This is a genomic window from Pseudomonas sp. lyk4-R2A-10 (assembly GCF_030209075.1).
In the GTDB taxonomy this organism is placed as follows: domain Bacteria; phylum Pseudomonadota; class Gammaproteobacteria; order Pseudomonadales; family Pseudomonadaceae; genus Aquipseudomonas; species Aquipseudomonas glycinae.
Window position 1 is genome coordinate 393553 of the sequence record NZ_JARVSR010000001.1, and the last position, 25818, is coordinate 419370.

The window sequence follows — 25818 nt, forward strand, 5'->3', positions numbered from 1 at the left end:
CAAATGCGGTGCTGAATTCGCGTTGCTGAGGAGTGGGCTTCCATGATCGAAGACTTTTGGAAGGATAAGTACCCCGCTGGAATTGCTGCCGACATCAATCCAGACGAGTACCCGAATATTCAGGCAGTGTTGAAGCAATCCTGCCAACGCTTCGCCGACAAACCGGCGTTCAGCAACCTGGGCAAGACCCTCACCTACGGTGAACTGTACGAATTGTCCGGTGCGTTTGCCGCTTATCTGCAACAGCATACCGATTTGCAGCCCGGTGATCGAATCGCCGTGCAACTGCCCAACGTGTTGCAGTACCCGGTTGCCGTCTTCGGTGCCATCCGTGCCGGGCTGATCGTGGTCAACACCAACCCGCTGTACACCGCGCGGGAAATGGAACACCAATTCAACGACTCCGGTGCCAAGGCGCTGGTATGCCTGGCGAACATGGCGCATCTGGCCGAAACCGTGGTGCCGAAAACCGGTGTCAAACACGTCATCGTCACCGAAGTCGCCGACCTGCTGCCGCCGATCAAGCGTCTGCTGATCAACAGCGTCATCAAGTACGTGAAGAAGATGGTGCCGGCTTATCACCTGCCAAAAGCCGTCAAGTTCAACGACGTGCTGAGCAAGGGTCAGGGCCAGCCGGTTGCCGAAGCCAACCCGGACAGCGGCGACGTCGCGGTGCTGCAATACACTGGCGGCACCACCGGCGTGGCCAAGGGCGCGATGCTCACCCATCGCAACCTCGTCGCCAACATGCTGCAGTGCAAGGCGCTGATGGGCTCCAACCTCAATGAAGGTTGCGAGATCCTGATCACGCCGCTGCCGCTGTATCACATCTATGCGTTCACCTTTCATTGCATGGCGATGATGCTGATCGGCAACCACAACATCCTGATCAGCAACCCGCGCGACCTGCCGGCGATGGTCAAGGAACTGTCGAAGTGGAAGTTCAGCGGCTTCGTCGGCCTCAACACCCTGTTCGTGGCCCTGTGCAACAACGAAGGTTTCCGCAAGCTGGACTTCTCGGCGCTGAAAGTCACCTTGTCCGGCGGCATGGCCCTGCAACTGGCCGCAGCCGAGCGTTGGAAAGCGGTCACCGGTTGCCCGATCTGCGAAGGGTACGGCATGACCGAAACCAGCCCGGTGGCCACAGTCAACCCGATCCAGAACATCCAGATCGGCACCATCGGCATTCCGGTACCGTCGACCCTGTGCAAAGTCATCGACGATGCCGGTGTCGAGCAGCCGCTGGGCGAAATCGGCGAGCTGTGCGTCAAGGGCCCGCAAGTGATGAAGGGCTACTGGCAGCGTCAGGAAGCCACCGATGAAATGCTCGACAGCGAAGGCTGGTTGAAAACCGGTGACATCGCGTTGATCCAGCCGGACGGCTACATGCGCATTGTCGATCGCAAGAAAGACATGATCCTGGTCTCCGGTTTCAACGTGTACCCGAACGAGCTGGAAGACGTGCTGGCGGCCCTGCCCGGCGTGTTGCAGTGCGCGGCCATCGGCGTTCCGGACGAAAAATCCGGCGAGGCGATCAAAATCTTCATCGTCGCCAAACCGGGCGTCACGCTGACCAAGGAGCAGGTGATGGAGCACATGCGCGCCAACGTCACCGGCTACAAGGTGCCGCGTTCGGTGGAATTCCGCGATGCGCTGCCGACCACCAACGTCGGTAAGATCCTGCGCCGCGAGTTGCGCGACGAAGAGCTGAAGAAGATCAAGGCGAAGAGCGCCGCATAAAACAGAAAGCCCCGCAGATGCGGGGCTTTTTGTTGGTGCAGGGCTTGAACGCTTACTGGCGGAACGGCGCGAAGTTCACATTGGTCCCCGCCGGGCGCATGTCCTGCAGGTACGAGTCCTTGTCGGCGCTCAGTTCCAGGCTCAGGGCGGCCTTGCGCTTGCCTTCGTTGCGGATCACCAGGCCTTCGAGTTTCTCGCGCAGGAACACGGTCGGCACTTTCAGGTGCAGCAGTTCGTCGGTGGCCGAGGTGTGCATCAACAGGTGAATCCACTCGTACTGACCGATGGCCAGGCGCGACACCGGCAAGTCGAACCACCAGATGTTGCGGTTGCGGTTCAGTTCGGCGAAGTGGCAGTTGTTGGTGCCGAGCACGGCACCGCCCAGTTCCTGGTTGCGACGGGCGATGGCCTGCTTTTTATCGAGTTTCATAACATTCCTGCGGGATCGGTTCTGTGGCGCCTGGCGCCCTTGTGGTGGGCATTCTCGGGGCAACGCTCGCAAACATAAAGCCCAACCTGCACGTCGCGACGAAATGAAACCCTGAAAATAAATGAAACTTGGCGCAAACCGGGCCAGTCAATCATTACGTACTGACTTTCCCCGTTAATGTTCCAAGGAGAATTACCATGGGTAGCACGAGCGATAAAGTGAAAGGCATGGCCAACGAAGCGGTCGGCAACGTCAAGCAGGGTGTCGGCAAAGCCACCGACAACACCAAACTGCAAGCCGAAGGCAAATTGCAAGAGAAGAAAGGCGAGGCCCAGCAAGCGGTGGGCAAAGCCAAGGACGCGATCAAGAAAGGCGTCGACAAGGCTTGATCAGGCCTTGAACGAAACAGCGAAGCGGCCATCCAAGGATGGCCGTTTTCGTATCCCGCTCACATGCGGTCACGGAACACAGTGTTTCAAAGTCGCCAAGTAAGCTACTTTGATGAGAGAAAAACGGCCCCTGAGTCGCCACGACTTCAACCTGTTTTGCGGCGAAAGGAGACGCGAATGATTTTTCCCGACATGAAAGGTCTGCCCCTGCACCGGGTGATGGTGCGCACGATCACCGAATTCGTCGACGACGAGATGTCGACCTATGCCTCGGCATTGGCCTACCAGATGCTGTTCTCGCTGTTCCCGTTCATTCTGTTCCTGATTGCCCTGATCGGTTTCCTGCACCTGCCGGACTTCTTCTCCTGGCTGCGCCTGCAATCGGAACTGGTGTTGCCGCCCCAGGCGCTGGAGCAGGTCAACCCGGTGATCGATCAACTGCAGCAATCCAAGGGCGGCCTGCTTTCGGTGGGTATCGTCATCGCCCTGTACACCGCGTCTGCCGGCGTGCGCCTGATGATGAGCGCGATGAACGCCGCCTACGATGTGGTCGAGGGCCGGCCCCTGTGGAAGCGTTTTCCGCTGTCTGTCATCTACACCGTGGGCATCGCCGGCATGTTGCTGGTGGCCGCTGCGCTGATGGTGCTCGGCCCGCAGGTGATGGGCTGGATCGCCGCGCAGGTCGGGTTGGAAGAAGTCATCGTTACCTTGTGGACCATCGCCCGCTGGCCGGTGATCGTGATCCTGATGATGGTGGCCGTGGCGCTGATCTACTACGTGATGCCCGACGTCAAACAGGAATTCCGCTTCATCACCCCCGGCTCGGTGTTGGCGGTGGTGGTGTGGATCATCGCGTCCCTGGGCTTCGCGTTTTACGTCAAGACGTTCGCCAACTACAACGCCATGTATGGCAGCATCGGTGCGATCATCGTGCTGTTGCTGTATTTCTATATTTCCTCCGCCGTGTTGTTGCTCGGCGCGGAGATGAATGCGGTCATCGAACATATGTCCAGCGAGGGCAAGGATTCGGGCGAGAAAGTCCCCGGCGAACTCGATGAACATCCCAAACAACACGTTTCCGGCCTCGGGCGCGATCATTCGCTCAAGCCGAACACTGACGAAGTCTGACCATGATCCGTGAAATCCTGAAGATGGGCGACGAACGCCTGCTGCGCATCGCCCCGCCAGTGCCCGCTGAAATGCTCGACAGTCCCGAGCTGTGGCAACTGATCGACGACATGTTCCAGACCATGGAAAGTGTCGGCGGTGTCGGCCTGGCCGCGCCGCAGATCGGCGTCGACCTGCAATTGGTGATCTTCGGTTTCGAGCACAGCGAACGCTACCCGGACGCCGAAGCCGTGCCGCAGACGATCCTGATCAACCCGCTGATCACGCCGCTCAGCCCGCTGATGGAAGAGGGCTTCGAAGGTTGCCTGTCGGTGCCCGGCCTGCGGGGCGCGGTGGATCGTTATCAGCAGATCCGTTACGAGGGCGTCGATCCCAAAGGCGAGCCGATTGTGCGTGTGGCCTCGGGGTTCCATGCGCGGGTGGTGCAGCACGAATGCGATCACCTGATCGGGCGGCTGTACCCGTCGCGCATTACCGATTTCAGCAAGTTCGGTTTCACCGAAGTGATGTTTCCGGACCTCGATCCCAACGCCGACGACTGACTAGTCCGTGCGCGGCGCCAGCTCCATGGCAATCATCGGTTTGCTCCGCGCATAACGGCTCAAGCGCTCGGCCATGGCCTGGGGCAGGGCGGGGTCGAAGGTGAAGCCGCGCCGCTCGTAGAATCCACGCAAGTCCGGATGGCAGAACAGCCACACCGGCGCCTCCACATCTTTCACCGCCGCCGCGATCAATTGCGCAGCGATGCCCTGTTCGCGGCAGGCCGGATCAACGAACAACCCGGTCAGCCAATGCCCGCCGAACACCGGCCGCAGGCACAGCGCCGCCACGATTTCCTCCCGCCGCGCCACCCACCATTGCGCCTCGCGCACCGCTTTCATCGACGATTGATGCTGGCGGTAGAACTTGTTCATCAAGGGCCAGGACAGGTCGTCGAGCTGGCTGTAACGGATGTCGGTCATGAATCGGACTGCCGGTGCAAAAGCTGCGGATTATAAAACAACGTGCCCGCCGGGATAGGTGTATACCTGATCTCACATCCCCTCTGAGTGGAGTACGCATCATGTCCAAAGGTATGGATTCGAAAAAAGCCGCGAAGAAGAAACCGGCCAAGACCGCCATCGAAAAACGCCACGAAAAAAGGGCGAAAAAAGTCGACATTTTTGGCCATTGATCGCGCTGTACGGGAGCCCGGATCCGGGCTCCTGTCCTGTCCTTGAAAACAGCTCGCAAAAATAATCTGCAAGATTTCCCGCCGGTGTTGCACAGAACGATCAGACCCTCGTTCCGAGCCACGCCATGCCCCACTATTTTGACGATGCCCATCGCCAACAGATCGAAACCCTGCGTCAGCGCTTCACCTCGCGCACCGAGTGGCCGACCTGGCTGCTGCTGATCGGCGTGTACGGCGGCTGGTTCGCGATTGTGCTGGGCAGCGAACGGCTCGGACTCTTGTGGAGCACGCTGCTGCTGATTCCATTGCTGGTGCTGTGGCTGTCGGTGCAGCACGAATTGCTCCACGGTCATCCGACGCGCTGGACCTTCGTCAACAAACTCCTCGGCTATGCGCCATTCGCGGTGTGGTATCCGTACACGCTCTACCGCGACAGCCATTTGCAGCACCATCGCGATGAAGATCTGACGATCCCCGGCGTCGATCCCGAAAGCCGTTACCTGAGTGCCGAACGCTGGCAGGGCAGTTCGCTGTTCGAACGCAGCCTGCACTGGCTGAACAAGACCGTATTGGGCCGCTTCATTCTTGGCGCACCGCTGGCATTGCTGGCGCTGGCCGGTGAAGAATTGCAACGTCTGAAAAGCGGCGAGCGCCAGGCCTGGCTGATGTGGCTGACCCACGGCGCCCTGACCGTGCTGATGCTGTTTTTCATCGCCCGCTACAGCGTGTTGTCGGTGTGGCATTACCTGTTTTTGATCAGCGTGCCGGCGCTGTCGATCGCGATGGTTCGCTCCTACTATGAACATCGGCCGCATACGCAACCGGAGCAGCGTACGGTGCTCAACGAAGCCGGATGGCCGTGGCGCTGGCTGTTCCTGAACCTGAATTTCCATCTGGTGCATCACGACCTGCCGAAGCTTTCGTGGTACGACTTGCCCGAGGCCTACCGCATGCGCCGGGAGCAATGGGTGGCGCGCAGTGGCGGATTTCTGGTGCAAGGTTATGGGCAACTGTGGCGCCGGCACGGCATCAAGCCGATCGACAGCCCGCAGCATCCGTTTATTTGAGGCGAGCATGACGTCAGGTTACGCAGAGTTGTTGATGTACATCGCACCCGAGCCGATCCGCGCGGCGAACGAGCAATGGCTGGCGCGGATTCTCGAACACCTGGGCCATTCGCGGCTCGATGCCGAAGGCCTGTCGCTGCTGGAACTCTGGCGTTCACCCGAGTTGCTGCTGACCCAGACCTGCGGCTATCCGCTGATGACCGCGCTGCGTGGTCAGGTGAGGATTGTCGGCCGTCCGCGCTACGAATTGCCGGACGCCAGCGCCGGCAACCATTGCAGCCTGATCCTCGCCCGCGCCGATGATTCGCGCCGCAGTCTGGCGGCATTTTTCGACAGTCGCGGGGTGATCAACAGCGACGACTCCAACAGCGGCATGAACCTGTTGCGTCAGCGTCTGGCGCCGTTGCACCGGGACGGGCAGTTTTTCGCCACGGTCGGCATCAGTGGTGGTCACCGCGAAAGCCTGCGCTGGTTGCGTGAAGACCGTGCCGATCTGGCGGCCATCGACAGCGTGACCTTTGCGTACCTGGCGCAATACGCCGCCGCAGAGGTCAGCGGATTACGGGTGGTGGCGCGCAGTGCGTTCAGCCCGACCTTGCCCTTTATCACCGCCGCCAGCACGACGGACGAGCAGATTGAACACTTGCGCCGGGCGATGAATAGCAGCCTTCAAGACCTGCCCGATGTGGCTCGCATCCTCGGTTTGCCCGAAGTCCTGCCCGCCAGCGAAAGCGATTACCTCGTCCTGCTGGATTACCAGCGCGAGGCCGAAGAGCTGGGTTATGGCCGCCTGCGCTAGCGGCTTCTTGTAATTCGTTAATGGAATATAAAAATTCTTTTTAAGTATTTTTAACGCATAAGGCACCTTGCTAGGATCGCGCCACCGGACGACCGGACATTCAGCGACCCTTGACCAAGGAGCCCCCATGTCCGGCGCCGACTCATCCCATCGCAATCATGTGAACACGTTGTTTCGCGACCATTACCAGTGGTTGTGCACACGTCTGCGTCGGCAATCGAATGATGCGGCCACCGCTGAAGACATAGCCGCCGAAACCTTTGCGCAATTGCTCGAAGCGCCGGGCCTGACCGCCATCCGCGAACCCCGCGCGTTGCTCACCACCATTGCTCAACGCCTGCTGTACGAGCGCTGGCGGCGGGGCGATCTGGAGCGTCGGCATCTGCATCAATTGCAACAGGGCGACCTCGATCACCCCCCGTCTCCTGAAGAGCTCGCCGACCTGTCGCAGAGTCTCAAACACCTGGATCGGACGCTCCAGCGCCTGCCGGGCAAGGTGCGCTCGACCTTTCTGCTGGCGCGCATCGACGGCCTGACCTACCCGCAAATCGCTGCCGAACTGGGCATCTCCCAGCGTTCGGTGAGCCAGTACATGACCCGTTCCCAGGCTCTGTGCAATCGCCACAGCGCCAACCAAACCCTGATTTCCTCCCAGAACAAGAGGTTCGCATGAGATCGCTCAAAACCCTGCTCGGCAGTTCGCTGCTGGCCCTGACCCTGACGGCCGGCCACGTGGTGGCAGCGGAAAAAACCGCGCCGATCCACTTCGGCGACATCACTTGGGAAAGCGGCAGTTTCATCACCGAAGTGCTGCGCCTGATCGTCGAGAAAGGCTACGGCTACCCGACCGATACGCTACCGGGCAGCACCGTCAGCCTGGAAGCGGCGCTGGCGAAAAACGATATTCAGGTGATCGGCGAAGAGTGGGCCGGGCGCAGTCCGGCGTGGGTCAAGGCTGCCGCCGAGGGCAAGGTGTTCGGCCTCGGCGACACGGTGAAGGGCGCCACCGAAGGTTGGTGGGTGCCGGAATACGTGATCAAGGGTGACCCCGAGCGCGGGGTCAAACCGCTGGCGCCGGAGCTGAAATCGGTGGCCGACCTGCCGCGCTACAAGGATGTGTTCAAGGACCCGGAAGACCCGAGCCGTGGGCGTTTCCTCAACAGTCCGACCGGCTGGACCTCGGAAATCGTCAACAGCCAGAAGCTCAAGGCGTATGCGCTGAACGACAGCTTCGTCAACTTCCGCACCGGCTCCGGCGCGGCGCTGGATGCCGAGGTGGCGTCGTCGATCAAGCGCGGCAAACCGGTGCTGTTCTACTACTGGTCGCCGACGCCGCTGCTCGGTCGCTTCAAACTGGTGAAGCTGGAAGAGCCGCCGTTCGACGCCGAAGCCTGGAAAACCCTGGCCGATGCCAACAACCCCAATCCGAGAGGCACCCGCTCGATGCCGGCGAGCCTGGCGATTGGCGTTTCGGCGCCGTTCAAAGCGCAGTATCCGGAACTGGTGACGTTCTTTGAGAAAGTCGATTTGCCGATTGATCTGCTGAACCAGACCCTGGCCGGGATGAGCGAGAAGCGCCAGCAGCCACGCCAGGTCGCCGAAGCGTTTCTGCGCGATCAACCGCAAGTGTGGAAGCCTTGGGTGCCGGATGATGTGGCGAACAAGGTTAGTGGGAGTCTGTAGTTCTTTTCCGATATTGGTGTCGTTTCAAAAGTTGCCATTGCGAGTCGGTCGCAATGGCAATCAACGCCCACGCCGCTGAACCGTTTCTCGTCCGCTTCCTGTCCGAATTCCCTCATTACTGGCCGACTAGTGGCCTTGCGCAAGCATTCGCGCTGTCTATGCTCATTCATAACTAACTATGCCGAACGCCATCCAATGCGTTTCGACCGCTAGTGGTTACCGATCTCAAAGCTGCCAGAGTGCGCAATCCAAGGCACCGACACTTGACCGACAGGGAGCTGTTTTTTAAATGGAAGTTCTTCTGCATGTTAGGAATGGCCCATCACCGGGCTATCAAGAAAAGGATGCCTTGATTAGAGCGTCGTCGCATGGACTCTCCGATTAATCATCGTTTATCACCTGACAACTTCCTCCCGTGGAGGAAGGCGTGTGCCTGTTCTGTGGAACGTAGTGGTGGATTCTGAAAGACCTGAACTTTCATCAAATCAAAAGAACGCGCGGAAGGTGATCGAGACATGTTCAACCTACATCACAAGGCTGATCTGCAGGAAATCGAACGTTTCAGCTGTGCCCTGACCGAAGCCAACGCCAAGCTGGCGGCGATCAGCCGTTCGATGGCAATGATCGAATTCACCCCCGAGGGCATCGTGCTGGATGCCAATGACAACTTCTGCAAGACCATGGGCTACAGCGCCGAAGAAGTGCGTGGCAAACATCACCGGATTTTTTGTGAAGAAGAATTTTATCGCAGCGAGGAATACGCCAAGTTGTGGCGTGACCTGGCCCGTGGCGAACCCATCAGCGGGACTTTCCTGCGCTTGAACAAAAGCGGTCGGGAAATCTGGCTCGAAGCCAGTTACATGCCGGTGTATGGCCCGGACAAACAGGTCCGCAGTGTGATCAAAGTGGCGGCGGACATCACCGCGCGAGTGAACAAGGAAAAAGAAGAAGAAAGCATGCTGGCCGCCATCGGCCGTTCGATGGCGGTGATCGAGTTCACCCCGGAAGGCAATGTGATCACGGCCAACGACAACTTCCTCAAGACCATGCAGTACTCGCTCAACGAAATCGTCGGCCATCATCACAGTCTGTTCTGTCACCGGGTCGAGGCCGAGTCCGCGCAGTACAAGGCGTTCTGGGCCTCGCTCAATCGCGGCGAATATCACTCGCACCGCTTCGAACGCAAGAACAAGTCGGGGCAGACCGTTTACCTCGAAGCCTCGTATAACCCGTTGTTCGATGCCAAAGGCCGGTTGTACAAAGTGGTGAAGTTCGCCAGTGACATCACCCACCAGATGACCACCTTGCAGACCGCTGCGGAATCGGCCCACAGCACCTCTGTACAAAACGACGCCTGCGCGCAAAAAGGCTCACAGGTCGTGCAGCAAACGGTGCAGATCATTCAGGACATTTCCCGCGACCTCAACGAAGCGGCGCTGAGCATCGATGCGGTCAGCAAGCAGTCGGACATCATCGGCACCATCGTCCAGACCATTCGCGGGATTGCCGACCAGACCAACCTGCTGGCGCTCAACGCGGCGATCGAAGCGGCAAGGGCGGGTGAGCACGGGCGTGGTTTTGCGGTGGTGGCGGACGAGGTGCGCAGCCTCGCGGCGCGAACCAGCCAGGCGACCGTGGAGATCGTCGACGTGGTGCGCAAGAACCATGAGCTGTCACTGAGCGCAGTGTCGAGCATGCAGTCGAGCCTGAGCCGCACCGGGCTCGGGGTGGAACTGGCGAACGAGGCGGGGGATGCGATTCGGGAGATTCAGCAGGGCTCGCGGCATGTGGTGGATGCGATCAGTCAGTTCAATGAGACGTTGAAACTCGAGTAGCAACTGCACGGTTGCCCCTCATTTTTGAGGGGCAGATTTTTTGTGGTTACTGTGCACCTGTTAAAGAAAAATTGAAGTCAACTTCGGCGTATGAGTCGTCGTACTTGCTAACTGCTTTGAATTTGGCAGTGCCTCTGACGAATTTTTTCGTGAGGTCGACCTCAATCAAGGTGATTTCACCTCCCACGTCACCATTCCAGGAATTTTGCATTCGTGGAGTATAAAAGCCGGCAACTCTAAAATCTTCTGTAAAGAAATAGGTGCCAGGTTGGATGTGTTGTTCATGAATATCAATTTGTGCACCTTCCAGTCCTTCGGGCTCGATATTGTAGCCACCGATACTCAAATTGTTACTTTTGAGGTCAAGCGTAATGAACGGTGTCGACATCGTTTGTGATGGTTCGCCGTTCTTGGCTATCTTGATTGATAACAAGCCTATGGCATTACCTTTAGTGGTCATGAAGTTCTCCTTTTGAAATGCAAACTGAACGCTTGCATGAGCCATGTTGGAGGCAGAGAAAATCCAGGACAACTGTCAGAACTTACAGGTATCGACTCTCGGGAGTAAGAAATCGACTAGCGGTAACCGGACGGTGAGGTCAGAGTCTCGAGTGAGACTCTGCTGAGGGAAGGGATCTTCTTAGAGCGAAGCGAGGAACTTGTCCGCCGACTCGTCGCTGATCTTCGTCGAGTTGGCGTTTTGCTTGTTTTGTTTTTCGGCTTCGGCCAGCTTGATCTTGTCCTGTAGACGCTCGGCGATCTCTTTGCCGATTGCCAGTTGTTTCTCCGGCGGCATCGCTTTGATGTCGTCTTCGGTCAGGCCCATTTCCTTGAGGATACTGTCACGCAGACGCTGTTCCGGCGTTTTGCTCATGTAGTCCTTGAATTCATCCAGGGCCGATGAGCCTGTGGATTTGCTCGGCGAAGTATCGGAGGTTTGCAGGGCGACGCGGGTCTTGGCGAACGCTTCGTCGACGTTGTCGCTGATGCGCGTGGCTTCGCTGACTTGCTGGGTCGCCAGTTGGGTAGCCGATTCCTGCACTTTGGCGGTGGCTTCGGCGGTTTGCGCCTGGGCCTGGTTTTGCAGGGTCTGCAGCATTGCGCCATGCAGGCCGGCCGCAGCGGTGGCGGTTGCATCGTCATTCAGCGGCTTGGGCAGGTGAATGATTTGCTGTTGTTTTGCACTGACCAACATGATGAAAGGACCTGTAGGTAATGACTGTCAGTCCTAGGGAGCAATTACCATGCCCATCTAATAAGTTCTTTTATTTCAATGGCTTGTGGTTTTCGGTGAACCGGCAAAGCGGTCATCCCTTGCCGGAGGGCGGCAGAGGATGACCGTTGTCCGTCAGCGATGGGCGATGTTTTCCAGCGCCAGGTTTCGGGTGCGAGGACCGAAACAGCCGATGGTCAGCATCACGATCAACATGCTGGCGACGATGAACGCCAACACGCCCGGTGTCCCGAAGTGGTCGAGGAACAGACCGATCAGCAGGCTGCTGAACACCGTCGACAAACGACTGAACGAATAGCAGAACCCGACGGCCCGAGCGCGGATGTTGGTGGGGAACAGTTCGCTCTGATAGGAGTGGTAACTGAAGCTCAGCCAGGCGTTGCAGAAGGTGATCATCACACCGCAGAAGATCAGGCCGAAGGCGCTGGTCTGCAACGCGAACAGGGTGCCGAAAGTCATGGCGCCGAGGGCCGAGCCGACGATCTGCCACTTGTTCTCGAAGCGGTTGGCGAATTTGACGAACAGCAACGGCCCGAGCGGGTAGGCGAGGGTGATGATGAACGCGTACATCAGACTGTGGGTGACGCTGACACCCTGACCGGAAAGCAGCGCTGGCAGCCAGTTGCCGAAGCCGAAGAAACCGATCGCCTGGAAGATGTGGAAGACAATCAGCATCAGCGCGCGGCGCCGGTACGGTGGCTGCCAGATATCGGCGAAACGGCCCCTGCCCTCGACATCGACGGCTACTGCTTCCGGCGCATCCAGTGGCTGACGGTGATCCTTCTCACAACGCGCCTCGATGCCGTCGAGAATCCGGTTCGCCTCATCGAAGCGGCCATGCTGCGCCAGCCAGCGCGGCGACTCCGGCAGACGTTTGCGCAGCCACCAGATGAACAGCGCAAACACCGCGCTCGCCAACACCACCCAACGCCAGCCACTGATGCCGAACGGCGCCTGCGGCACCAGCCACCAGGACATCAGCGCCACCGCCGGCACCGACAGGAACTGCACGAAAAACGCGAAGGCAAACGCCGAACTGCGCATGCGCTTGGGCACCAGTTCCGAGAGGTAGGCGTCGATGGTCACCAGTTCGATGCCGAGGCCGATACCCACCAGAAAACGCATGCAGATGATCCCCAGCGCTGAACTCTGTACGCCCATTAAAACTGTGGCGACGGTGTACCAGACCAGCGCGAAAGTGAAGATCGCCCGCCGCCCGAAGCGATCCGCCATCGGGCTCAGCAGACTGGCGCCGAGAAACAGTCCGAGGAACGTCGCCGAGGCGAACGCGGCCTGATCGGAGAAACCGAACACGCCCTGATTGCCGGTGGCGAAGATGCCGTCGCGGATCAGGCCGGGGCTGATATAGGCGGTCTGGAACAGGTCGTAGAGTTCGAAGAAACCACCGATCGACAGCAGCGCCACCAGCCGCCAGATCGTGGCGACTGCCGGGAGGCGGTCGATGCGGGCGGAAATCTGTGCGGCGCGTATGGGGTCGATGCCGTCGCGTTGCGCGGCGGGGGCGTGTGCAGTCATGGGCTGATCCATTTTTTATTGATGGAAAAGCTTAGCCTGCTATCGGAAATCAAGGATTGTTTATATCGGCGGTTGGCGAGGTAAAACCGACGATTTCTTGCAATATCCGCTTACCAGTTAACGATTTATGTCGCAGGCTGCGGATCCGGCAATGCCGATGCCGGAAGGCCGAACACCTTATCGAACAGCCAGTTGAACGCGAAGGTGTAGCAAGGGATGAACACAATCAGTGCCAGATCCAGCAAAAAGGCTTGCACCAGACTGATGTTCATCCACCACGCGATCAGCGGAATCAGGAACACGATCAGCGTCAGCTGGAACCCGACGGCGTGGGCGATGCGCCGTTTCACCGTGCGGGTGCGCGACACCTGGCGGCTTTCCCAGCGCTCGAACAGCGAGGTGTAGATGAAGTTCCAGGTCACGGCGATGCTGGTAATGATCACCGCCAGCGGGCCGGTGCTGCCGGGCGAGGTGCCGGACAACAAGGCCAGGCCGAGGGCCGAGAAGGTCATGCCGATCACTTCATAGAGCGACACATAGACCAGTTTGCGTTTGACGCCTTGCATGGGAATTGCCTCTTTCTTGCGACTTGTGGCCAACGGGGCTGGCGAAGGCGACGAAAGATAGCTTCAATGGCGGTGACAGAAAAAGTCAGAAGCTTTCAGTTTTATTGATAGGTAAATGAAGTGAATTTCAACAGCGAAAGCATCGAGCTGTTTCTCGCCGTGATCGAGCGCGGCTCGTTTTCCGCCGCTGCAAGGGCGTTGGGCAAAGTCCCGTCGGCGGTGAGCATGGCGATCGGCAATCTCGAGGCCGAACTCGGTTATGCGTTGTTCGACCGCAGTCACCGCGAACCGCAACCCACGGCGATGGCGCTGTCGCTGGTGCCACACGCGCGGCTGATCGCCGATCAGCTCAAGCAATTGCAAGTGCATGCGGTGCAGTTATCGCTGGGGCTGGAGAGCAAATTGTCGATTGGCGTGGCGGCGGACATTGACCGTCGACGGTTGTTGGCGGCGATCAAGGACCTCAGCGAGCGCCATCCGCTGCTCGACATCGAAGTGCTGACTGCGCCGCAGGATGATGTGCTGGCAATGCTTCACAGTGGCCGGGTCAGCGTGTGTCTGGCGTTCGCCGGGTTGAGCGTGAATGTGCTGGAACGGTTTCAGTTTGTCGGCAGCGAACGAATGATCGCCACGCTGGCGGCGGACAGCCCGTTGTTGCAGGGGCAGGATCTGTTTCTCGAGGATCTGGTGCATGTGCGGCAGATCGTGGTTGGCAGTCGCGATTTGCCGATCAGCGAAACCCGGCCACTGGTGGCCGAGTCCCACTGGCGCACCGACAACCTGGAGACGGCGCTGGAAATGGTCGAGGCGGGGTTGGGCTGGGGCAATTTTCCGCTGTCAGTGGTGCAGCCGTGGCTCGATAGCGGACGACTGAAACGGCTGAATTTCCGCAACATCGAAAACGGCCTGGTGCTGCCGGTGCACGCGGTGTGGCTCAAGAGCCAGCCGCTGCAGAAGGGCGCGCTGGCTCTGGTGGAGTTGCTGGGCGGTTGAGTCAGGTGCTCTCGCGAATCTTCAGCTCGAAGCCCATGTCTTCGACCGGCCGCGCCACACTGTTGCCGGCCATCAGTGTCAGCATCTGCTCCGCCGCACGCTTGCCGATCGCTTCGCGGGGCGTATTGATGCTGCTCAGGCGCGGCACCATGTGCTCCGACATCGGCAGGTCGTTGAAGCCGAGGATCGCTACTTGCTCGGGGATCCTGATCCCGTTGCGCAGCGCTTCGAGCAAGGCGCCCTGAGCCAGGTCGTCGTTGCCGAAGAAGATCGCATCGACATCCGGATGCGCCGCCAGCAATTGCAGGAACAACTCGCCACCCAGGCCCACGGACGATGAACGCGGGGTCAGCACTTCCAGATCCGGGTCGTAGCGACCGGCCTTCTGCAACGCCTTGCGAAAGCCTTCACCGCGCAGCAGGGTGCGCTGATCGAGTTGCGCGCCGATGTACGCCAGACGCTTGCGGCCACGGGACAGCAAATGTTCGGCAGCCGTTTCCCCGGCGCTGAGCTGGGAGAAGCCGACACAGTTCACCCCGGCGGCGCTGTCCAGTTCCATCATGTACACGCAGGGAATATTGCTGGCCTCGATCATCCGCCGCGAACTTTCGGTGCGGTCAAAGCCGGTCAGCAGCAAGCCGCGTGGCTGATAGGCCATGTAGTTGCGCAGCAGGTTTTCTTCTTCATCGCGGGAATAGTGGAAGTTGCCGATCAGCACCTCGAAACCTTTGGGCGTCAGTACCCGATGAATGGCTTCCAGGGTGTCGATGAACAGCAAGTTGGACAGCGAAGGCACCAGAACCACCACCGAATGGCTCTGGGCCGAGGCCAGAGCGCGGGCGGCGGGGTTAACCACATAGTTGAGTTCCAGCGCGGCTTTCTGGACTTTTTCCACCAATTCGGTGGCGACCGTGCTGACCCCACGCAGGGCGCGGGAGGCGGTAATCGGGCTGACGCCGGCCAGACGGGCGACTTCATTAAGGGTGGGACGGCCGGTGGTGCGGGTGTTTTTATCGTTTTTAGGGGTGGTCATCGGGCGGCTTGCCAAACAAAAATCAAGGCACTAAGGTAGCGCTGTCCTTATGCAGCTGCAAATGCGTAAGCGAGGTCCTGCCTGATCCTCGCTTTTTGGCGTACGGACAAAACCTGCTGCAACCCAAAAAAACGACAAGAAGGCGTCGGCAACTTCTGCCTGTGCACTAGAGTCATAGCTAGCAAAGGTAGCGCTGTCTGCGCGCTGAGGTGTTACATGAATCATCCCATCACCGCCCTGGTCATCATGGGCGTTGCCGGTTGCGGCAAGACGTGCGTCAGCGAGGCCCTGTGCCAATTGAGCGGCGCCACTGCCATTGAAGGCGATACTTTCCATCCGGCCGCGAACATCGAAAAGATGAGCGCGGGGATCCCCCTGAACGACGAAGACCGTGCCGGCTGGCTCGACAGCCTGTGCGACGAACTGCGTCGCGTCGATGCCCTGGGCGAACGTCCGGTGCTGACTTGCTCGGCCCTCAAGCACAGTTATCGCGAAGTGCTGCGCAGCGCCTTGCCGGGCCTGGGCTTCGTGTTCCTCGAATTGACGCCTGAAGTGGCCGCCGAACGTGTGTCCCACCGTCCGGGCCACTTCATGCCGGCCACCCTGATCGAAAGCCAGTTCGCCACCCTCGAGTCGCCCAAGGGCGAGCCGCTGACCCTGGCCCTGAATGCTTCGATCCACAGCGTTGAAGAACTGGCGGCGCAAGCCCACGTCTGGTGGCAGGCCCATGGTCTGAAACAGGCGGTATGAGTGTGATTGTGAAGACAGCGCTGTCCTTTCGACTTCTGATTAACCCGCTTTAATAACAACAACAAACCAGGAGACACCCCCTCATGTTTGGCATGTCCCATGACGCCTACCTGCTGCTCGATGCAGTGGTTACGGTGATCGGACTCATCGTCCTGATCACCAAGTTCAAGATTCACCCCTTCATTGCCCTGACCATCGCCGCTGCGTTCCTCGGCCTGACGTCCGGCATGCCGATCGGCACCATCATCAAGGCGTTCCAGGACGGCTTCGGTGGCGTGCTCGGTTTCGTCGGCATCATCCTCGCCCTGGGTACGATGCTCGGCAAGATGATGGCCGAATCCGGCGGTGCCGATCAGATCGCCCAGACCCTGATCCGCGCGTTCGGCAAGGACAAGGTGCAGTGGGCGATGATGTTCGCCGCGTTCCTGGTGGGCATTCCGCTGTTCTTCGAAATCGGCTTCGTGCTGCTGATTCCGCTGGTGTTCATCGTCGCTCGCCGCACCGGTGTGTCGATCATCAAGATCGGTATCCCGCTGCTCGCCGGCCTGTCCGCCGTGCACGGCCTGGTGCCGCCGCACCCGGGTCCGCTGCTGGCCATCGGCGTGTTCGGTGCCGACATCGGCAAGACCATTCTCTACGGTCTGATCGTCGCGCTGCCGACCGCCATCATCGCCGGCCCGATCTTCGGTACGTTCATCGCCAAGCACATTCCCGGTACGCCGAACCAGGAACTGGTCGATCAACTGGCCCGTGAAAACGATTCGGCCAACCTGCCGAGCTTCAGCATCACCCTGGTCACCGTGCTGCTGCCGGTGTTCCTGATGTTGCTGAAAACCTTCGCTGACGTGGCCCTGCCGGACGGTCATTTCTTCCGCACCTGGATGGACATGATCGGTCACCCGATCTCGGCATTGCTGCTGGCATTGCTGCTGTCGCTGTACACCTTCGGCTACAAGCAGGGCATCGGTTCTCAGCAGATGCTCAAATGGCTGGATGCGAGCCTGGCGCCGACTGCCGCGATCATCCTGATCATCGGTGCCGGCGGTGGCTTCAAGCAGATGCTGGTGACCAGCGGCGTGGGCGACGTGATCGGCCACATGGCGGTCAGCGCGCAGATCTCGCCGATCCTGCTGGCGTGGCTGGTGGCGGCGGTGATCCGCATCGCGACGGGTTCGGCTACTGTGGCGACCATCACTGGCGCGGGCATCGTGGTGCCGGTGGTGGGGATGATCCCGGGCGTGAACCGTGAGCTGCTGGTGCTGGCCACCGGTGCCGGTTCGCTGATCCTGTCCCACGTCAACGACGCCGGTTTCTGGCTGGTGAAGCAGTACTTCAACATGACCGTGGCCGAGACCTTCAAGACCTGGACTGCGATGGAAACCATCCTGTCGGTGGTGGGGCTGGGCTTTATTCTGTTGTTGTCGCTGTTCGTTTAAGACTCTCTTCGTTCAAGAAGATGCAGACACAAAAAAACCGCAGTGATGCGGTTTTTTTGTGGGTGCAATTCGCGAGTTACTTGGTGCCCAGAGCATCCGCCCGGAACATTCCGCGAATCCCGCGTACCGCCTGGCGAATTCGGTCCTGGTTTTCGATCAGCGCGAAGCGCACGTGATCGTCGCCGTACTCGCCAAAGCCGACACCTGGCGAGACGCAGACCTTGGCCTCGGCCAGCAACTTCTTGGCGAACTCCAGCGAGCCGAGGTGCGCGTAGGCTTCGGGAATCTTCGCCCACACGTACATCGAGGCTTTCGGGTTCTCGACCATCCAGCCCAGTTCATGCAGGCCTTTGACCAGCACATTGCGGCGCTGGCGATATTGCTCGGCGATGTCGCGCACGCACTGCTGATCACCTTCCAGCGCAGCAATCGCGGCCACCTGCAGCGGGGTAAAGGTGCCGTAGTCGTGGTAGCTCTTGATCCGCGCCAGGGCGCTGACCAGTTCCGGGTTGCCGACCATGAAGCCGATGCGCCAGCCCGCCATGTTGTAGCTCTTGGACAGGGTGAAGAACTCCACCGCAATGTCCTTGGCGCCCGGCACCTGCATGATCGACGGGGCTTTCCAGCCGTCGTAGACGATGTCGGCGTAAGCCAGGTCGTGCACCACCAGCACGTCGTACTGTTTGGCGAGGGCGATCACCCGTTCGAAGAAGTCGAGCTCCACGCACTGCGCGGTCGGGTTCGACGGGAAGCCGAGGATCATCATCTTCGGTTTCGGGATCGAGCCGCGAATCGCCCGCTCCAGCTCGGCGAAGAAGTCCACGCCCGGCACCAGCGGCACCGACCGCACCTGGGCGCCGGCAATCACGGCACCGTAGATGTGAATCGGGTAGCTCGGGTTCGGCACCAGCACGGTGTCGCCCTGATCCAGGGTCGCCAGCATCAGGTGCGCCAGGCCTTCCTTGGAACCGATGGTGACGATGGCTTCGCTTTCCGGGTCGATCTCGACCTCGTAGCGTTCCTTGTACCAGTTGGAAATCGCCCGGCGCAGGCGCGGAATGCCCTTGGACGTGGAGTAACCGTGGGTGTCTTCGCGTTGTGCAACCTGCACCAGTTTTTCAACGATGTGCGGCGGCGTGGCGCCGTCGGGGTTGCCCATGCTCAAGTCGATGATGTCTTCGCCGCGACGTCGGGCAGCCATCTTCAGCTCGGCGGTGATGTTGAAAACGTAAGGGGGGAGTCGATCAATGCGCGCAAAGCGGCGCGGCGAACCTTGTTCAGCCATTGTTGCCTCGGATAACGTAAGCGCCCGGAACCGTCCGAGCGACGCTGGTCACTGCGGTGACCTGTGGCGGACGATAAGGGCAGCGATGGCAGACTGTCCAGCGCCTTTGTAAACAAATTTTTCCCAAGGAAATCGGTTAATGGAATTCACCAGCGGCTTCTTGCTGAGCCTTTCGCTGTGCCTGGACATCGGCGTGGCCAACATCGCGATGATCACCCTGGCGATGCAGCGCGGCTATTTTCAGGGCTTCGCACTAGGCCTCGGCACCTGCGTCGGCGACCTGATCTACGCGGTGCTGGCGCTGGCCGGAATGACCGTTCTGCTGCAATACGAAACCGTGCGCTGGGTGCTGTGGATCGGCGGTTCGGCGCTGTTGATCTACTTCGCGGCGAAGATGATCTATTCGGCGATCCACCACGAAGCGCAATTGGCGGCGACCGCCGAAGTGGGCCAGAACTCCCATCGCAAGGAATTCTTTCGTGGGATTTTTCTGGCCATGTCGTCGCCGAGCGCCATCCTCTGGTTCGCGGCCGTGGGCGGCACGTTGATCGCCCGCTCCGGTGGCGGCGGTCCTTTGAGCTCGACGCTGTTTCTCGGCGGCTTCCTGTGCGCCGGGCTGTTGTGGTCGGCAGGCCTGTGCTTCGCCGCGAGCCATGGCGGCAAGTTGCTGGGCGACAAACTGCTGCGCTATTCCTACATGGCATCTGCAGCGATCTTCTGCTATTTCGCGGTCTACGTGATCGTATCCGGTTATAACGAGTTCGTCGGCTCGGGCGCCGCCGAGGCCCTGCATACGCTGTAAATGTGCGAATCGGGTTTGGCTTCTATACTCCCAGCCGAACCCACTTTTTTCGTTCAAGGAGTCGAGTCATGGATGAGCAAAAACGCGTCGAAGTGGCTGAACCTCGCTTCGAACATGGACACTTCCTGCTGATTGCAGGATTTCGCGATCGCTTCACCAAAGAGACCGTTCAGGACATCTCTGCACTGTGGGAAAAACTGATCCCGCACATCGGACATATTCCGGGGCAGAAGGGCGAAGTGACCTACGGCGTTTGCAGCAATTTCGACGGCAACGGTGGTTTCGATTACATGGCCGGGGTCGAAATCCGCAAGCTGGATGACTTCCCGCAGGAGAAGTATCCGTGGATCGAAATCCTCCCGCGCCAGTACGCGGTGTTCGAACACAAGGGTTCGCTGGATCAGTTGCCGCAGACCATTGATTACATCTACAAAACCTGGCTGCCAGCCTCCGAATACAAGGGCCTCAACGCCCCGGAGCTGGAACGCTACAGCGCCGATTTCAATCCGAAGCTCAATACCGGAAAACTGGAAATCTGCGTCCCGGTGGAAAAGAAAACCTGATTGCTGACCGGCAGCGCGAACCCGCTTCGCGCTGCCGGTCGGGCTTTATTTGCCCTTGATCCGTCGTGCCCGCAACAGATCAATGCCCAGGGTAATGAAGCCGAAGAAGCTGATGCCCAACACCATCAACAAACCGATTTCCACGCTGCTCATAAACGGTTCCCCCCTCGGGTGATCAGAGACAGGCGTCAGAAATAGACCGTCTCGATTCCGAAGAAAAGCGCTTATACGCAGGCTTTACGCCCCCCGTGCGGATCGATATGAACACCTTATTCCTTTATCCTTGGCGGCCTTGTTTCTACTGATTTCGAGCCGCCATGAACACCCTCATCCGCCACGTCACCGCCGCCGACCTGGACCGCTGCTACGCCATCGAAACCCTCGCCTATGAAGGTGACGAAGCCGCGACCCGCGAGAAGATTGCCACGCGCATCGCCACCTGGCCGGACGGTTTCATCGTCGCCGAGGTGGGCGGGCAGGTGGCCGGCTTCATCAACTCCGGCGCAGCGTTTGACGTGCAGATGTCCGACGAGGCGTTCAAGGAGCTGATCGGCCACGACCCGGCCGGGCCGAACGTGGTGATCATGTCGGTGGTGGTACATCCGGATAATCAGGGCCTGGGTCTGGCCAAGCGCCTGCTGGGGGAATTCATCGAGCGCATGCGCGAGCAGGGCAAGGCGACGATTCACCTGATGTGCAAGGAACGGCACATCCCGCTCTACGCCGGATTCGGTTTTGCCTACATCAAACCGTCCGAGTCCGACCACGGCGGGATGGCGTGGCACGAGATGATCTTCACTCTGTGAGCTAACGCTAAACCCCTGTGGGAGATTGGTTACTCATTTGTACGTGTCATGCACTCACCCGGGCAGGCGGGATTTCTAGTTTTTAATGAGGATTTTTTGTACCGCGCCTACCGCTCTATCAAGTACTGCCTCTTCACTTAAATCGGTGGTGTCAATCACCACCCAATTTGCCAAACCACAGCGCTCATAACTGGATCGGACTCGGTTCTGATATGCAATGAAACTTTTAAGGCGATCCTCATTGCCACCGTCATAAGCTCCGCTCTCGCTAAGACGGAACGATCCCTTTCTTTGTGCCGCGAGAGCCGGGTCAACATCGAGAAAAATCACGAAGTCTGGCTTTCTAATTGTTGAGAATACTGTTAGGGCTTCTTCTGCTAAATCTGTACTTTTAAGCAAGAAGCGCGCTAGGTATTTGTGGTACCAGCCATCTGCGATGCAATTTTTGCCAGAGCTAACTATCGGAGATATAGCAGCATGGTCTGTCGCTTGAAACCATGCGGTTATAAGGCTCATCCAGTGTTTGTCGCCTAATTGCTCAAGAGGGGCGTTGTCCGGATAGTCCCAAAGAACTTCCCGGAGTCGTGACATGTGGAATTCGGTATATCCTGAAGAAACGGGTGGGCGGTTTTTGTCGACGTAGTGCAAATCTATATTCGATTGTGAGAGGATTTCGTATGTTGCTCTTGCGATAGTCGACTTTCCTGCACCATCCGTTCCTTCAAATGTGATAAATATTCCTTGCTCAGAGGTGTAGTTCATGCGAAAGCTCCTAGGTAAGCCTCAGTATCTAGAGAGTTTCTACCGCTACCCTCTATCAATGGTCGAAATCCTTCTCTTTGATAAATTTCTGACATCTTTTTACCAATTGCACTCAGAAATTTTACGGAAGGTCGTTCTCTCGCACTGTATTGCGAGCCAGCATCTGGGTGAAATGCTGCCACTGCTGGAACTACGCCCATCTGACCAAAGTATTCGATACCCTCTATGATTGACTCTAATGGCTCCATTCCGGCAACGAATCCGGCATATACGTTGCCGCGCCCGAGAGTTTCTACAGCGGCTTCAAAAGCTTCGAGGAACCGATCCCGAGTGTAGTCACGAGATTTGCCTGGGCACACTTCTGAAAAAAGGCCAGGGTCGAATACTTCCAAGCTCATTGACATATTATTGCCGACAGTCTTGAATTTTTCGAAAAGTCGGAAGTCTTTGGGCGGCATAGAAATCAAGTGGTAGTCCAAGTGGTTATGCGCATTCTTTTCTTTTACTCTATTCAGCAAATCGATATGCATCCCATACCCTTTGTCGTAGTTACGGATTGTACCTCCGTTTAATAATACCCTACGGTATCGGCTACTCTCATCTTTGACAGCCATCGCTACTGCTTCTCCAGCAATGTCACCTTTAATTCGCATTCTATGATCTGACAGGCTTTCTCGAGCTGAACCCAGAGAGCAAAATTTACATTCATGACCGTCATTGAAGTAGTAGCAATGGCCGGGGGAGAAAATTCCAAGCGTAGAGTTTCCGTATATAGTCAGATGTTTTTCAAATAACTCGCCATTACTTAAAATTTTTCCGTAAGATTTAGGCCTGGCTGGAAAAGTAATTTTAATGATGTTTTTATTGTGGCTTAGTGCGGGAGCGTTTCGCTCTAAGATGATTTTGTATTTTGAGTGTGGGTTGTAGTTGGCGGCAGTAATGATATCGCCATCAAGAACAATTTCTTGTGGGGTTCGGATCGTTGGGTTGATTATGACGCTGTCACCTGTTCCGTATGCACGTCTTTTTTCAATATGATTCACCTCTGTTTGGAAATGCTCTAAGAAATCCCGGCTGAAATTAACGCCGTTAGCCAGTAGGGCGAGTTTCAATTTTACTGTATCGAATAGCATGATTCGGCTTCCAGTTAATTGCACTACAAAAATATTTTTATTAGATCTTCTGAAGATAAAGCAATCAATGTTCCATTATCCTTCAGGGCTTCTATGGATGGCGGTAAGCAATGCCTTGAGTGACCTTTTTCATCGAATAATGCTCCGCCTGACTCTCTCAAAATAAGTTCTGCCGCCGCAATATCACAGCTTCTCTCATGTCCAGGTGAGCCGATATCAATAAACGCATCAAGAACCCCAGCAGCAATCAGGCAGATTTCCAGCGAAGAGCAAGAGTAAACACGAACTTTGTCCGCTGACCATAAAAGCCGTTCTATTTTATGTCTTTCTTTACTGCCACGAGGACGGTGAAATGAAAGTCGCATTTGTTCTAATGATTCGGTTTTTCGTGTGTTTAACCGTTTTACAATTATTGCGGACTGAAGATACGCTCCTTCACCAAGTGAAGCGGTATAGACTAAATCTCTAGAGATGTCGTAAATCCATCCAAATACGTACTCATTACCATGATAGATGGCAACACTAGATGTGTAGTTCGGGAAACCCATAAGCGCATTGTGTGTGCCATCTAGGGGGTCAATAAGAGCGTAAAGGTCACCTTGGTCTCCAAGTTTTATTGGTGAAGTGCTTTCTTCTGAGTAAATTGTCATTTTGATACGAGATTTTGACAGGTAACTAAAGAGTATGTTCTGGCAATCTATGTCGTATTGTGTTTGGTTGAAATGCTGGTCTGCATTGGTTTTGTTAAAATCTGGAAGGCTGGACAATGTGCCGGCCCAATAGCGCCGCAACTGCTTTCTGGCTTCATAAAGACTTACTTCCAGTTCTGGAATGTATTCGCGCTTGAATAGAGCTCTCATACCGACTTCTCAGATATTAATTGCGTATGCCAGTTTTTCCGGTTGAGTTTAGATGCGTAGACTTTTACGTCGAATAGTTTTCCTGCGTAAACGGCGTAGTCTGCACTCATAAAGGCGCTGAACGTTTTGGGGAAAAGTGCTAGTGTTTTAACTTCGAAATTATAACCAAGTTTCTTTCTGATCATGTTCGCCGCTTGCCTGAGGCTTCCACCGGTATAGGCCTTGTCTATAATCAGCCATGAATCATTCGACGAAGTTGTATGAGGGAATATGTCTAGAAAATTTTCATCTCTAGTTAAAAGGCTCGGGTCATTTTGGCGATGAATTTCAGAGAAAAATATATCTGTATCTTTGGTAGCTGCCAAATATCCAAGTGCAAGCGGTAGGCCGGCTGACAATAAAAAGAGCTTATTTTTTGATATGTTTTTGATTTTCAGCCAGATAGAGTGGTCGTCATAGATGTATCTGGTATTGAGAGCAAGACTGCTATCCCAGTGTTCATAAGAAATGTATTTGCTGTAGAAAGCGCAGAATTTATTGTGGAAATCCAAGGTTTCATTATCAGTATCTATTAGCAGTCTGGTTTTTGTAAGGCCCCTATTCGTTGGCTTTACGCAGGAGAAGGGCTGGTGGGATGTCGCGAGTGCTTCTTTAATCAGGTCGCTCTTGAAATCTAATAGTTTGGTTTTGGAAGGTCCTGAAACGGCTAGTTCTGGTGAGAGACCATCTCCCTTTATCTTGCAAATGTCAGATGATTGTAATTGGGTTGTCCTTGAGTTTAAGTACTCCCATATTCGTATTACCTCTTCGTCTGACATGCCATCATAAATTGGGTCGAGGTTGCTCAAGTCGCAAACCATGACTTCCGGATGGCGGAGTTCAAAGGAGGCTCTCTGGAGATGGCACCCGCTCATTAGCGCTTTGCGGTAAGCGTAATAATCACTGGTTTGTAAACCGGTCAGAGTTCTCCATGCGTGATGTTCGCTAATAATGGTCGTGGAATTTAAGTGCGAGTTGTAGAACAAAGGTAACGCGCTAGCGTGATTCATGTTTGGAGTCTCACGAAAATGCAATCGGTTAGGTGTTTTAACTTGCGTTGTCAATTAGTAAAAACGCGATCAAGTATCTAAAGTTTACCTATTGGCTGGCTGCTGTGTATTTTCAATAAAAATGTTAATCGCCAAAACATTGTCAGCATCAGAATGAATGAACAGATTGTTAAGGTTATAAATATAGAATGTATGTTGCGGTAAAAATTTAGAAGAATTGCGCAAAGGGCGATGCCAAAAGTGTTCAACGTCAGAATGGTTAAAAGTGTGGGAGCCCAGAAATCGTCCATGCTTCTCAAAATCGTCCTGGTTAAAACATAGACGAACTCAAAAGTTAAAAAAGGAATCGAGTAAAGAGTATTGGTTTCAATTAGTTTCCTGATCGTTGAATCTGATGTATAGGTCATGGAAATGTTTTCTTTCCAAAGGACACTGGCTAGCAAAAAGGGCGCTAGTGTTAACAGGCCTGATTTTAGACCTTGGATATAAGTTTTTTTAGTGAACCTAAATCCCTCCTGGTAAAGTGACGGGCGGCGATAAGCCCCGTCGCATTCCCTATTCCAATTGATATCATATATATGATGCTTATAAAGTGTAGTGATGCTTGGTAGGCGGATAAATTGTTTTCACCTAAGTTTTTTGAAATGAATGATAAGATGAAAAATAGAAAGCTTTCACCTCCAAAGCATAAGGCCATTGGCAAGCCTCGAGCTATATACTTAAGATACTGTTCTTTCGGTATTTGTATGGATTTTTGAGAGTTGT

28 protein-coding genes and 2 pseudogenes are annotated in these 25818 nt (G+C 56.5%); 16 read left to right on the forward strand and 14 right to left on the reverse strand.

What is annotated here, in order from left to right:
* Window positions 1-42: 42 nt before the first annotated feature.
* On the forward strand, window positions 43-1740 hold the full coding sequence (gene fadD1 / locus QRN46_RS01750) for a long-chain-fatty-acid--CoA ligase FadD1 (protein ID WP_011335597.1): 1698 nt from the start codon (window positions 43-45) through the stop codon (window positions 1738-1740).
* Between the two features lie 52 nt (window positions 1741-1792).
* Here the strand turns inward: fadD1 and QRN46_RS01755 are convergent, their stop codons facing one another.
* Window positions 1793-2170: a hypothetical protein gene (locus QRN46_RS01755; RefSeq protein WP_285354201.1), complete on the reverse strand. Its 378-nt coding sequence runs from the start codon at window positions 2168-2170 to the stop codon at window positions 1793-1795.
* 197 nt (window positions 2171-2367) lie between these two features.
* Here QRN46_RS01755 and QRN46_RS01760 point away from each other — a divergent pair, with 197 nt between their 5' ends.
* The 3 genes from QRN46_RS01760 to def all read left to right on the forward strand — a co-directional run bounded on the left by QRN46_RS01760 (window position 2368) and on the right by def (window position 4229).
* A complete protein-coding gene (locus QRN46_RS01760; protein WP_011335596.1) occupies window positions 2368-2559 on the forward strand; it encodes a CsbD family protein in 192 nt (63 codons plus the stop codon).
* 177 nt (window positions 2560-2736) lie between these two features.
* Window positions 2737-3687 carry a YihY/virulence factor BrkB family protein gene (locus QRN46_RS01765; protein ID WP_011335595.1) on the forward strand — a complete coding sequence of 317 codons (951 nt, stop codon included), beginning with the start codon at window positions 2737-2739 and terminating at the stop codon, window positions 3685-3687.
* Between the two features lie 2 nt (window positions 3688-3689).
* Window positions 3690-4229 carry a peptide deformylase gene (gene def, locus QRN46_RS01770; RefSeq protein ID WP_007951144.1) on the forward strand — a complete coding sequence of 180 codons (540 nt, stop codon included), beginning with the start codon at window positions 3690-3692 and terminating at the stop codon, window positions 4227-4229.
* Here the strand turns inward: def and QRN46_RS01775 are convergent, their stop codons facing one another.
* Window positions 4230-4649 carry a GNAT family N-acetyltransferase gene (locus tag QRN46_RS01775; RefSeq protein WP_011335594.1) on the reverse strand — a complete coding sequence of 140 codons (420 nt, stop codon included), beginning with the start codon at window positions 4647-4649 and terminating at the stop codon, window positions 4230-4232.
* A gap of 337 nt (window positions 4650-4986) precedes the next feature.
* On the opposite strand from QRN46_RS01775, the gene QRN46_RS01780 reads away from it, so the two are divergent.
* From QRN46_RS01780 to QRN46_RS29075, 6 genes and pseudogenes are all read left to right on the forward strand, one after another.
* Entirely contained in the window at window positions 4987-5928 is a 942-nt protein-coding gene (locus QRN46_RS01780; protein ID WP_285354202.1) for a fatty acid desaturase, read from the forward strand.
* Window positions 5929-5935: 7 nt separating this feature from the next.
* Window positions 5936-6727: a phosphate/phosphite/phosphonate ABC transporter substrate-binding protein gene (locus QRN46_RS01785; RefSeq protein WP_201816152.1), complete on the forward strand. Its 792-nt coding sequence runs from the start codon at window positions 5936-5938 to the stop codon at window positions 6725-6727.
* A 127-nt stretch (window positions 6728-6854) separates the two neighbouring features.
* Window positions 6855-7400, forward strand: a complete 546-nt coding sequence (locus QRN46_RS01790) for a sigma-70 family RNA polymerase sigma factor (protein ID WP_201816148.1) — start codon at window positions 6855-6857, stop codon at window positions 7398-7400.
* Entirely contained in the window at window positions 7397-8410 is a 1014-nt protein-coding gene (locus tag QRN46_RS01795) for an ABC transporter substrate-binding protein (protein ID WP_285354203.1), read from the forward strand. The genes QRN46_RS01790 and QRN46_RS01795 overlap by 4 nt, the downstream gene beginning before the upstream one ends.
* A gap of 515 nt (window positions 8411-8925) precedes the next feature.
* Window positions 8926-9696: pseudogene (locus tag QRN46_RS29070) on the forward strand (PAS domain-containing protein); the annotation flags it as partial.
* A 120-nt stretch (window positions 9697-9816) separates the two neighbouring features.
* Window positions 9817-10245 (forward strand): annotated as a pseudogene (locus QRN46_RS29075) (methyl-accepting chemotaxis protein); the annotation flags it as partial.
* Between the two features lie 46 nt (window positions 10246-10291).
* Here the strand turns inward: QRN46_RS29075 and QRN46_RS01805 are convergent.
* The 4 genes from QRN46_RS01805 to QRN46_RS01820 all read right to left on the reverse strand — a co-directional run bounded on the left by QRN46_RS01805 (window position 10292) and on the right by QRN46_RS01820 (window position 13581).
* The gene (locus QRN46_RS01805) at window positions 10292-10705 is read right to left on the reverse strand and encodes a hypothetical protein (RefSeq protein ID WP_108563056.1); all 414 of its coding nucleotides are present in this window, start codon (window positions 10703-10705) and stop codon (window positions 10292-10294) included.
* Window positions 10706-10885: 180 nt separating this feature from the next.
* On the reverse strand, window positions 10886-11440 hold the full coding sequence (locus QRN46_RS01810; protein WP_285354204.1) for a hypothetical protein: 555 nt from the start codon (window positions 11438-11440) through the stop codon (window positions 10886-10888).
* A 153-nt stretch (window positions 11441-11593) separates the two neighbouring features.
* Complete coding sequence (locus tag QRN46_RS01815) at window positions 11594-13015, reverse strand: MFS transporter (RefSeq protein ID WP_285354205.1); 1422 nt, start codon at window positions 13013-13015, stop codon at window positions 11594-11596.
* Window positions 13016-13140: 125 nt separating this feature from the next.
* Window positions 13141-13581 carry a PACE efflux transporter gene (locus QRN46_RS01820; RefSeq protein ID WP_201816129.1) on the reverse strand — a complete coding sequence of 147 codons (441 nt, stop codon included), beginning with the start codon at window positions 13579-13581 and terminating at the stop codon, window positions 13141-13143.
* A gap of 120 nt (window positions 13582-13701) precedes the next feature.
* Here QRN46_RS01820 and QRN46_RS01825 point away from each other — a divergent pair, with 120 nt between their 5' ends.
* A complete protein-coding gene (locus QRN46_RS01825) occupies window positions 13702-14574 on the forward strand; it encodes a LysR family transcriptional regulator (protein WP_201816121.1) in 873 nt (290 codons plus the stop codon).
* Window position 14575: 1 nt separating this feature from the next.
* Here the strand turns inward: QRN46_RS01825 and gntR are convergent, their stop codons facing one another.
* Complete coding sequence (gntR, locus tag QRN46_RS01830; protein ID WP_039766142.1) at window positions 14576-15607, reverse strand: HTH-type transcriptional regulator GntR; 1032 nt, start codon at window positions 15605-15607, stop codon at window positions 14576-14578.
* 216 nt (window positions 15608-15823) lie between these two features.
* Here gntR and QRN46_RS01835 point away from each other — a divergent pair, with 216 nt between their 5' ends.
* Window positions 15824-16357, forward strand: a complete 534-nt coding sequence (locus tag QRN46_RS01835) for a gluconokinase (RefSeq protein WP_011335582.1) — start codon at window positions 15824-15826, stop codon at window positions 16355-16357.
* A gap of 83 nt (window positions 16358-16440) precedes the next feature.
* Complete coding sequence (locus QRN46_RS01840) at window positions 16441-17793, forward strand: GntP family permease (RefSeq protein WP_285354206.1); 1353 nt, start codon at window positions 16441-16443, stop codon at window positions 17791-17793.
* Between the two features lie 76 nt (window positions 17794-17869).
* Here the strand turns inward: QRN46_RS01840 and alaC are convergent, their stop codons facing one another.
* Window positions 17870-19078: an alanine transaminase gene (gene alaC, locus QRN46_RS01845; protein WP_201816119.1), complete on the reverse strand. Its 1209-nt coding sequence runs from the start codon at window positions 19076-19078 to the stop codon at window positions 17870-17872.
* A 139-nt stretch (window positions 19079-19217) separates the two neighbouring features.
* On the opposite strand from alaC, the gene QRN46_RS01850 reads away from it, so the two are divergent.
* The 3 genes from QRN46_RS01850 to QRN46_RS01860 all read left to right on the forward strand — a co-directional run bounded on the left by QRN46_RS01850 (window position 19218) and on the right by QRN46_RS01860 (window position 21249).
* Window positions 19218-19880: a LysE family translocator gene (locus tag QRN46_RS01850; RefSeq protein ID WP_285354207.1), complete on the forward strand. Its 663-nt coding sequence runs from the start codon at window positions 19218-19220 to the stop codon at window positions 19878-19880.
* Window positions 19881-19948: 68 nt separating this feature from the next.
* On the forward strand, window positions 19949-20443 hold the full coding sequence (locus tag QRN46_RS01855) for a GyrI-like domain-containing protein (RefSeq protein ID WP_285354208.1): 495 nt from the start codon (window positions 19949-19951) through the stop codon (window positions 20441-20443).
* A gap of 317 nt (window positions 20444-20760) precedes the next feature.
* A complete protein-coding gene (locus QRN46_RS01860; protein WP_285354209.1) occupies window positions 20761-21249 on the forward strand; it encodes a GNAT family N-acetyltransferase in 489 nt (162 codons plus the stop codon).
* 75 nt (window positions 21250-21324) lie between these two features.
* On the opposite strand, the gene QRN46_RS01865 is transcribed toward QRN46_RS01860, so the two are convergent.
* The 6 genes from QRN46_RS01865 to QRN46_RS01890 all read right to left on the reverse strand — a co-directional run bounded on the left by QRN46_RS01865 (window position 21325) and on the right by QRN46_RS01890 (window position 25750).
* The gene (locus QRN46_RS01865) at window positions 21325-22011 is read right to left on the reverse strand and encodes a dTMP kinase (RefSeq protein WP_285354210.1); all 687 of its coding nucleotides are present in this window, start codon (window positions 22009-22011) and stop codon (window positions 21325-21327) included.
* Window positions 22008-23144 (reverse strand): radical SAM protein, encoded by a 1137-nt coding sequence (locus QRN46_RS01870; protein WP_285354211.1) that lies wholly within the window; start codon window positions 23142-23144, stop codon window positions 22008-22010. The genes QRN46_RS01865 and QRN46_RS01870 overlap by 4 nt, the downstream gene beginning before the upstream one ends.
* 23 nt (window positions 23145-23167) lie before the next feature.
* Complete coding sequence (locus QRN46_RS01875) at window positions 23168-24004, reverse strand: inositol monophosphatase family protein (RefSeq protein ID WP_285354212.1); 837 nt, start codon at window positions 24002-24004, stop codon at window positions 23168-23170.
* Window positions 24001-24852: a hypothetical protein gene (locus QRN46_RS01880; RefSeq protein WP_234420585.1), complete on the reverse strand. Its 852-nt coding sequence runs from the start codon at window positions 24850-24852 to the stop codon at window positions 24001-24003. Before QRN46_RS01880 ends, QRN46_RS01875 begins: the two co-directional genes overlap by 4 nt.
* A gap of 278 nt (window positions 24853-25130) precedes the next feature.
* Window positions 25131-25496, reverse strand: a complete 366-nt coding sequence (locus QRN46_RS01885; RefSeq protein ID WP_285354213.1) for a hypothetical protein — start codon at window positions 25494-25496, stop codon at window positions 25131-25133.
* Window positions 25497-25525: 29 nt separating this feature from the next.
* Window positions 25526-25750, reverse strand: coding sequence for an MATE family efflux transporter (locus QRN46_RS01890; protein WP_285354231.1), 225 nt, complete (start codon window positions 25748-25750; stop codon window positions 25526-25528).
* Between the last annotated feature and the right edge of the window lie 68 nt (window positions 25751-25818).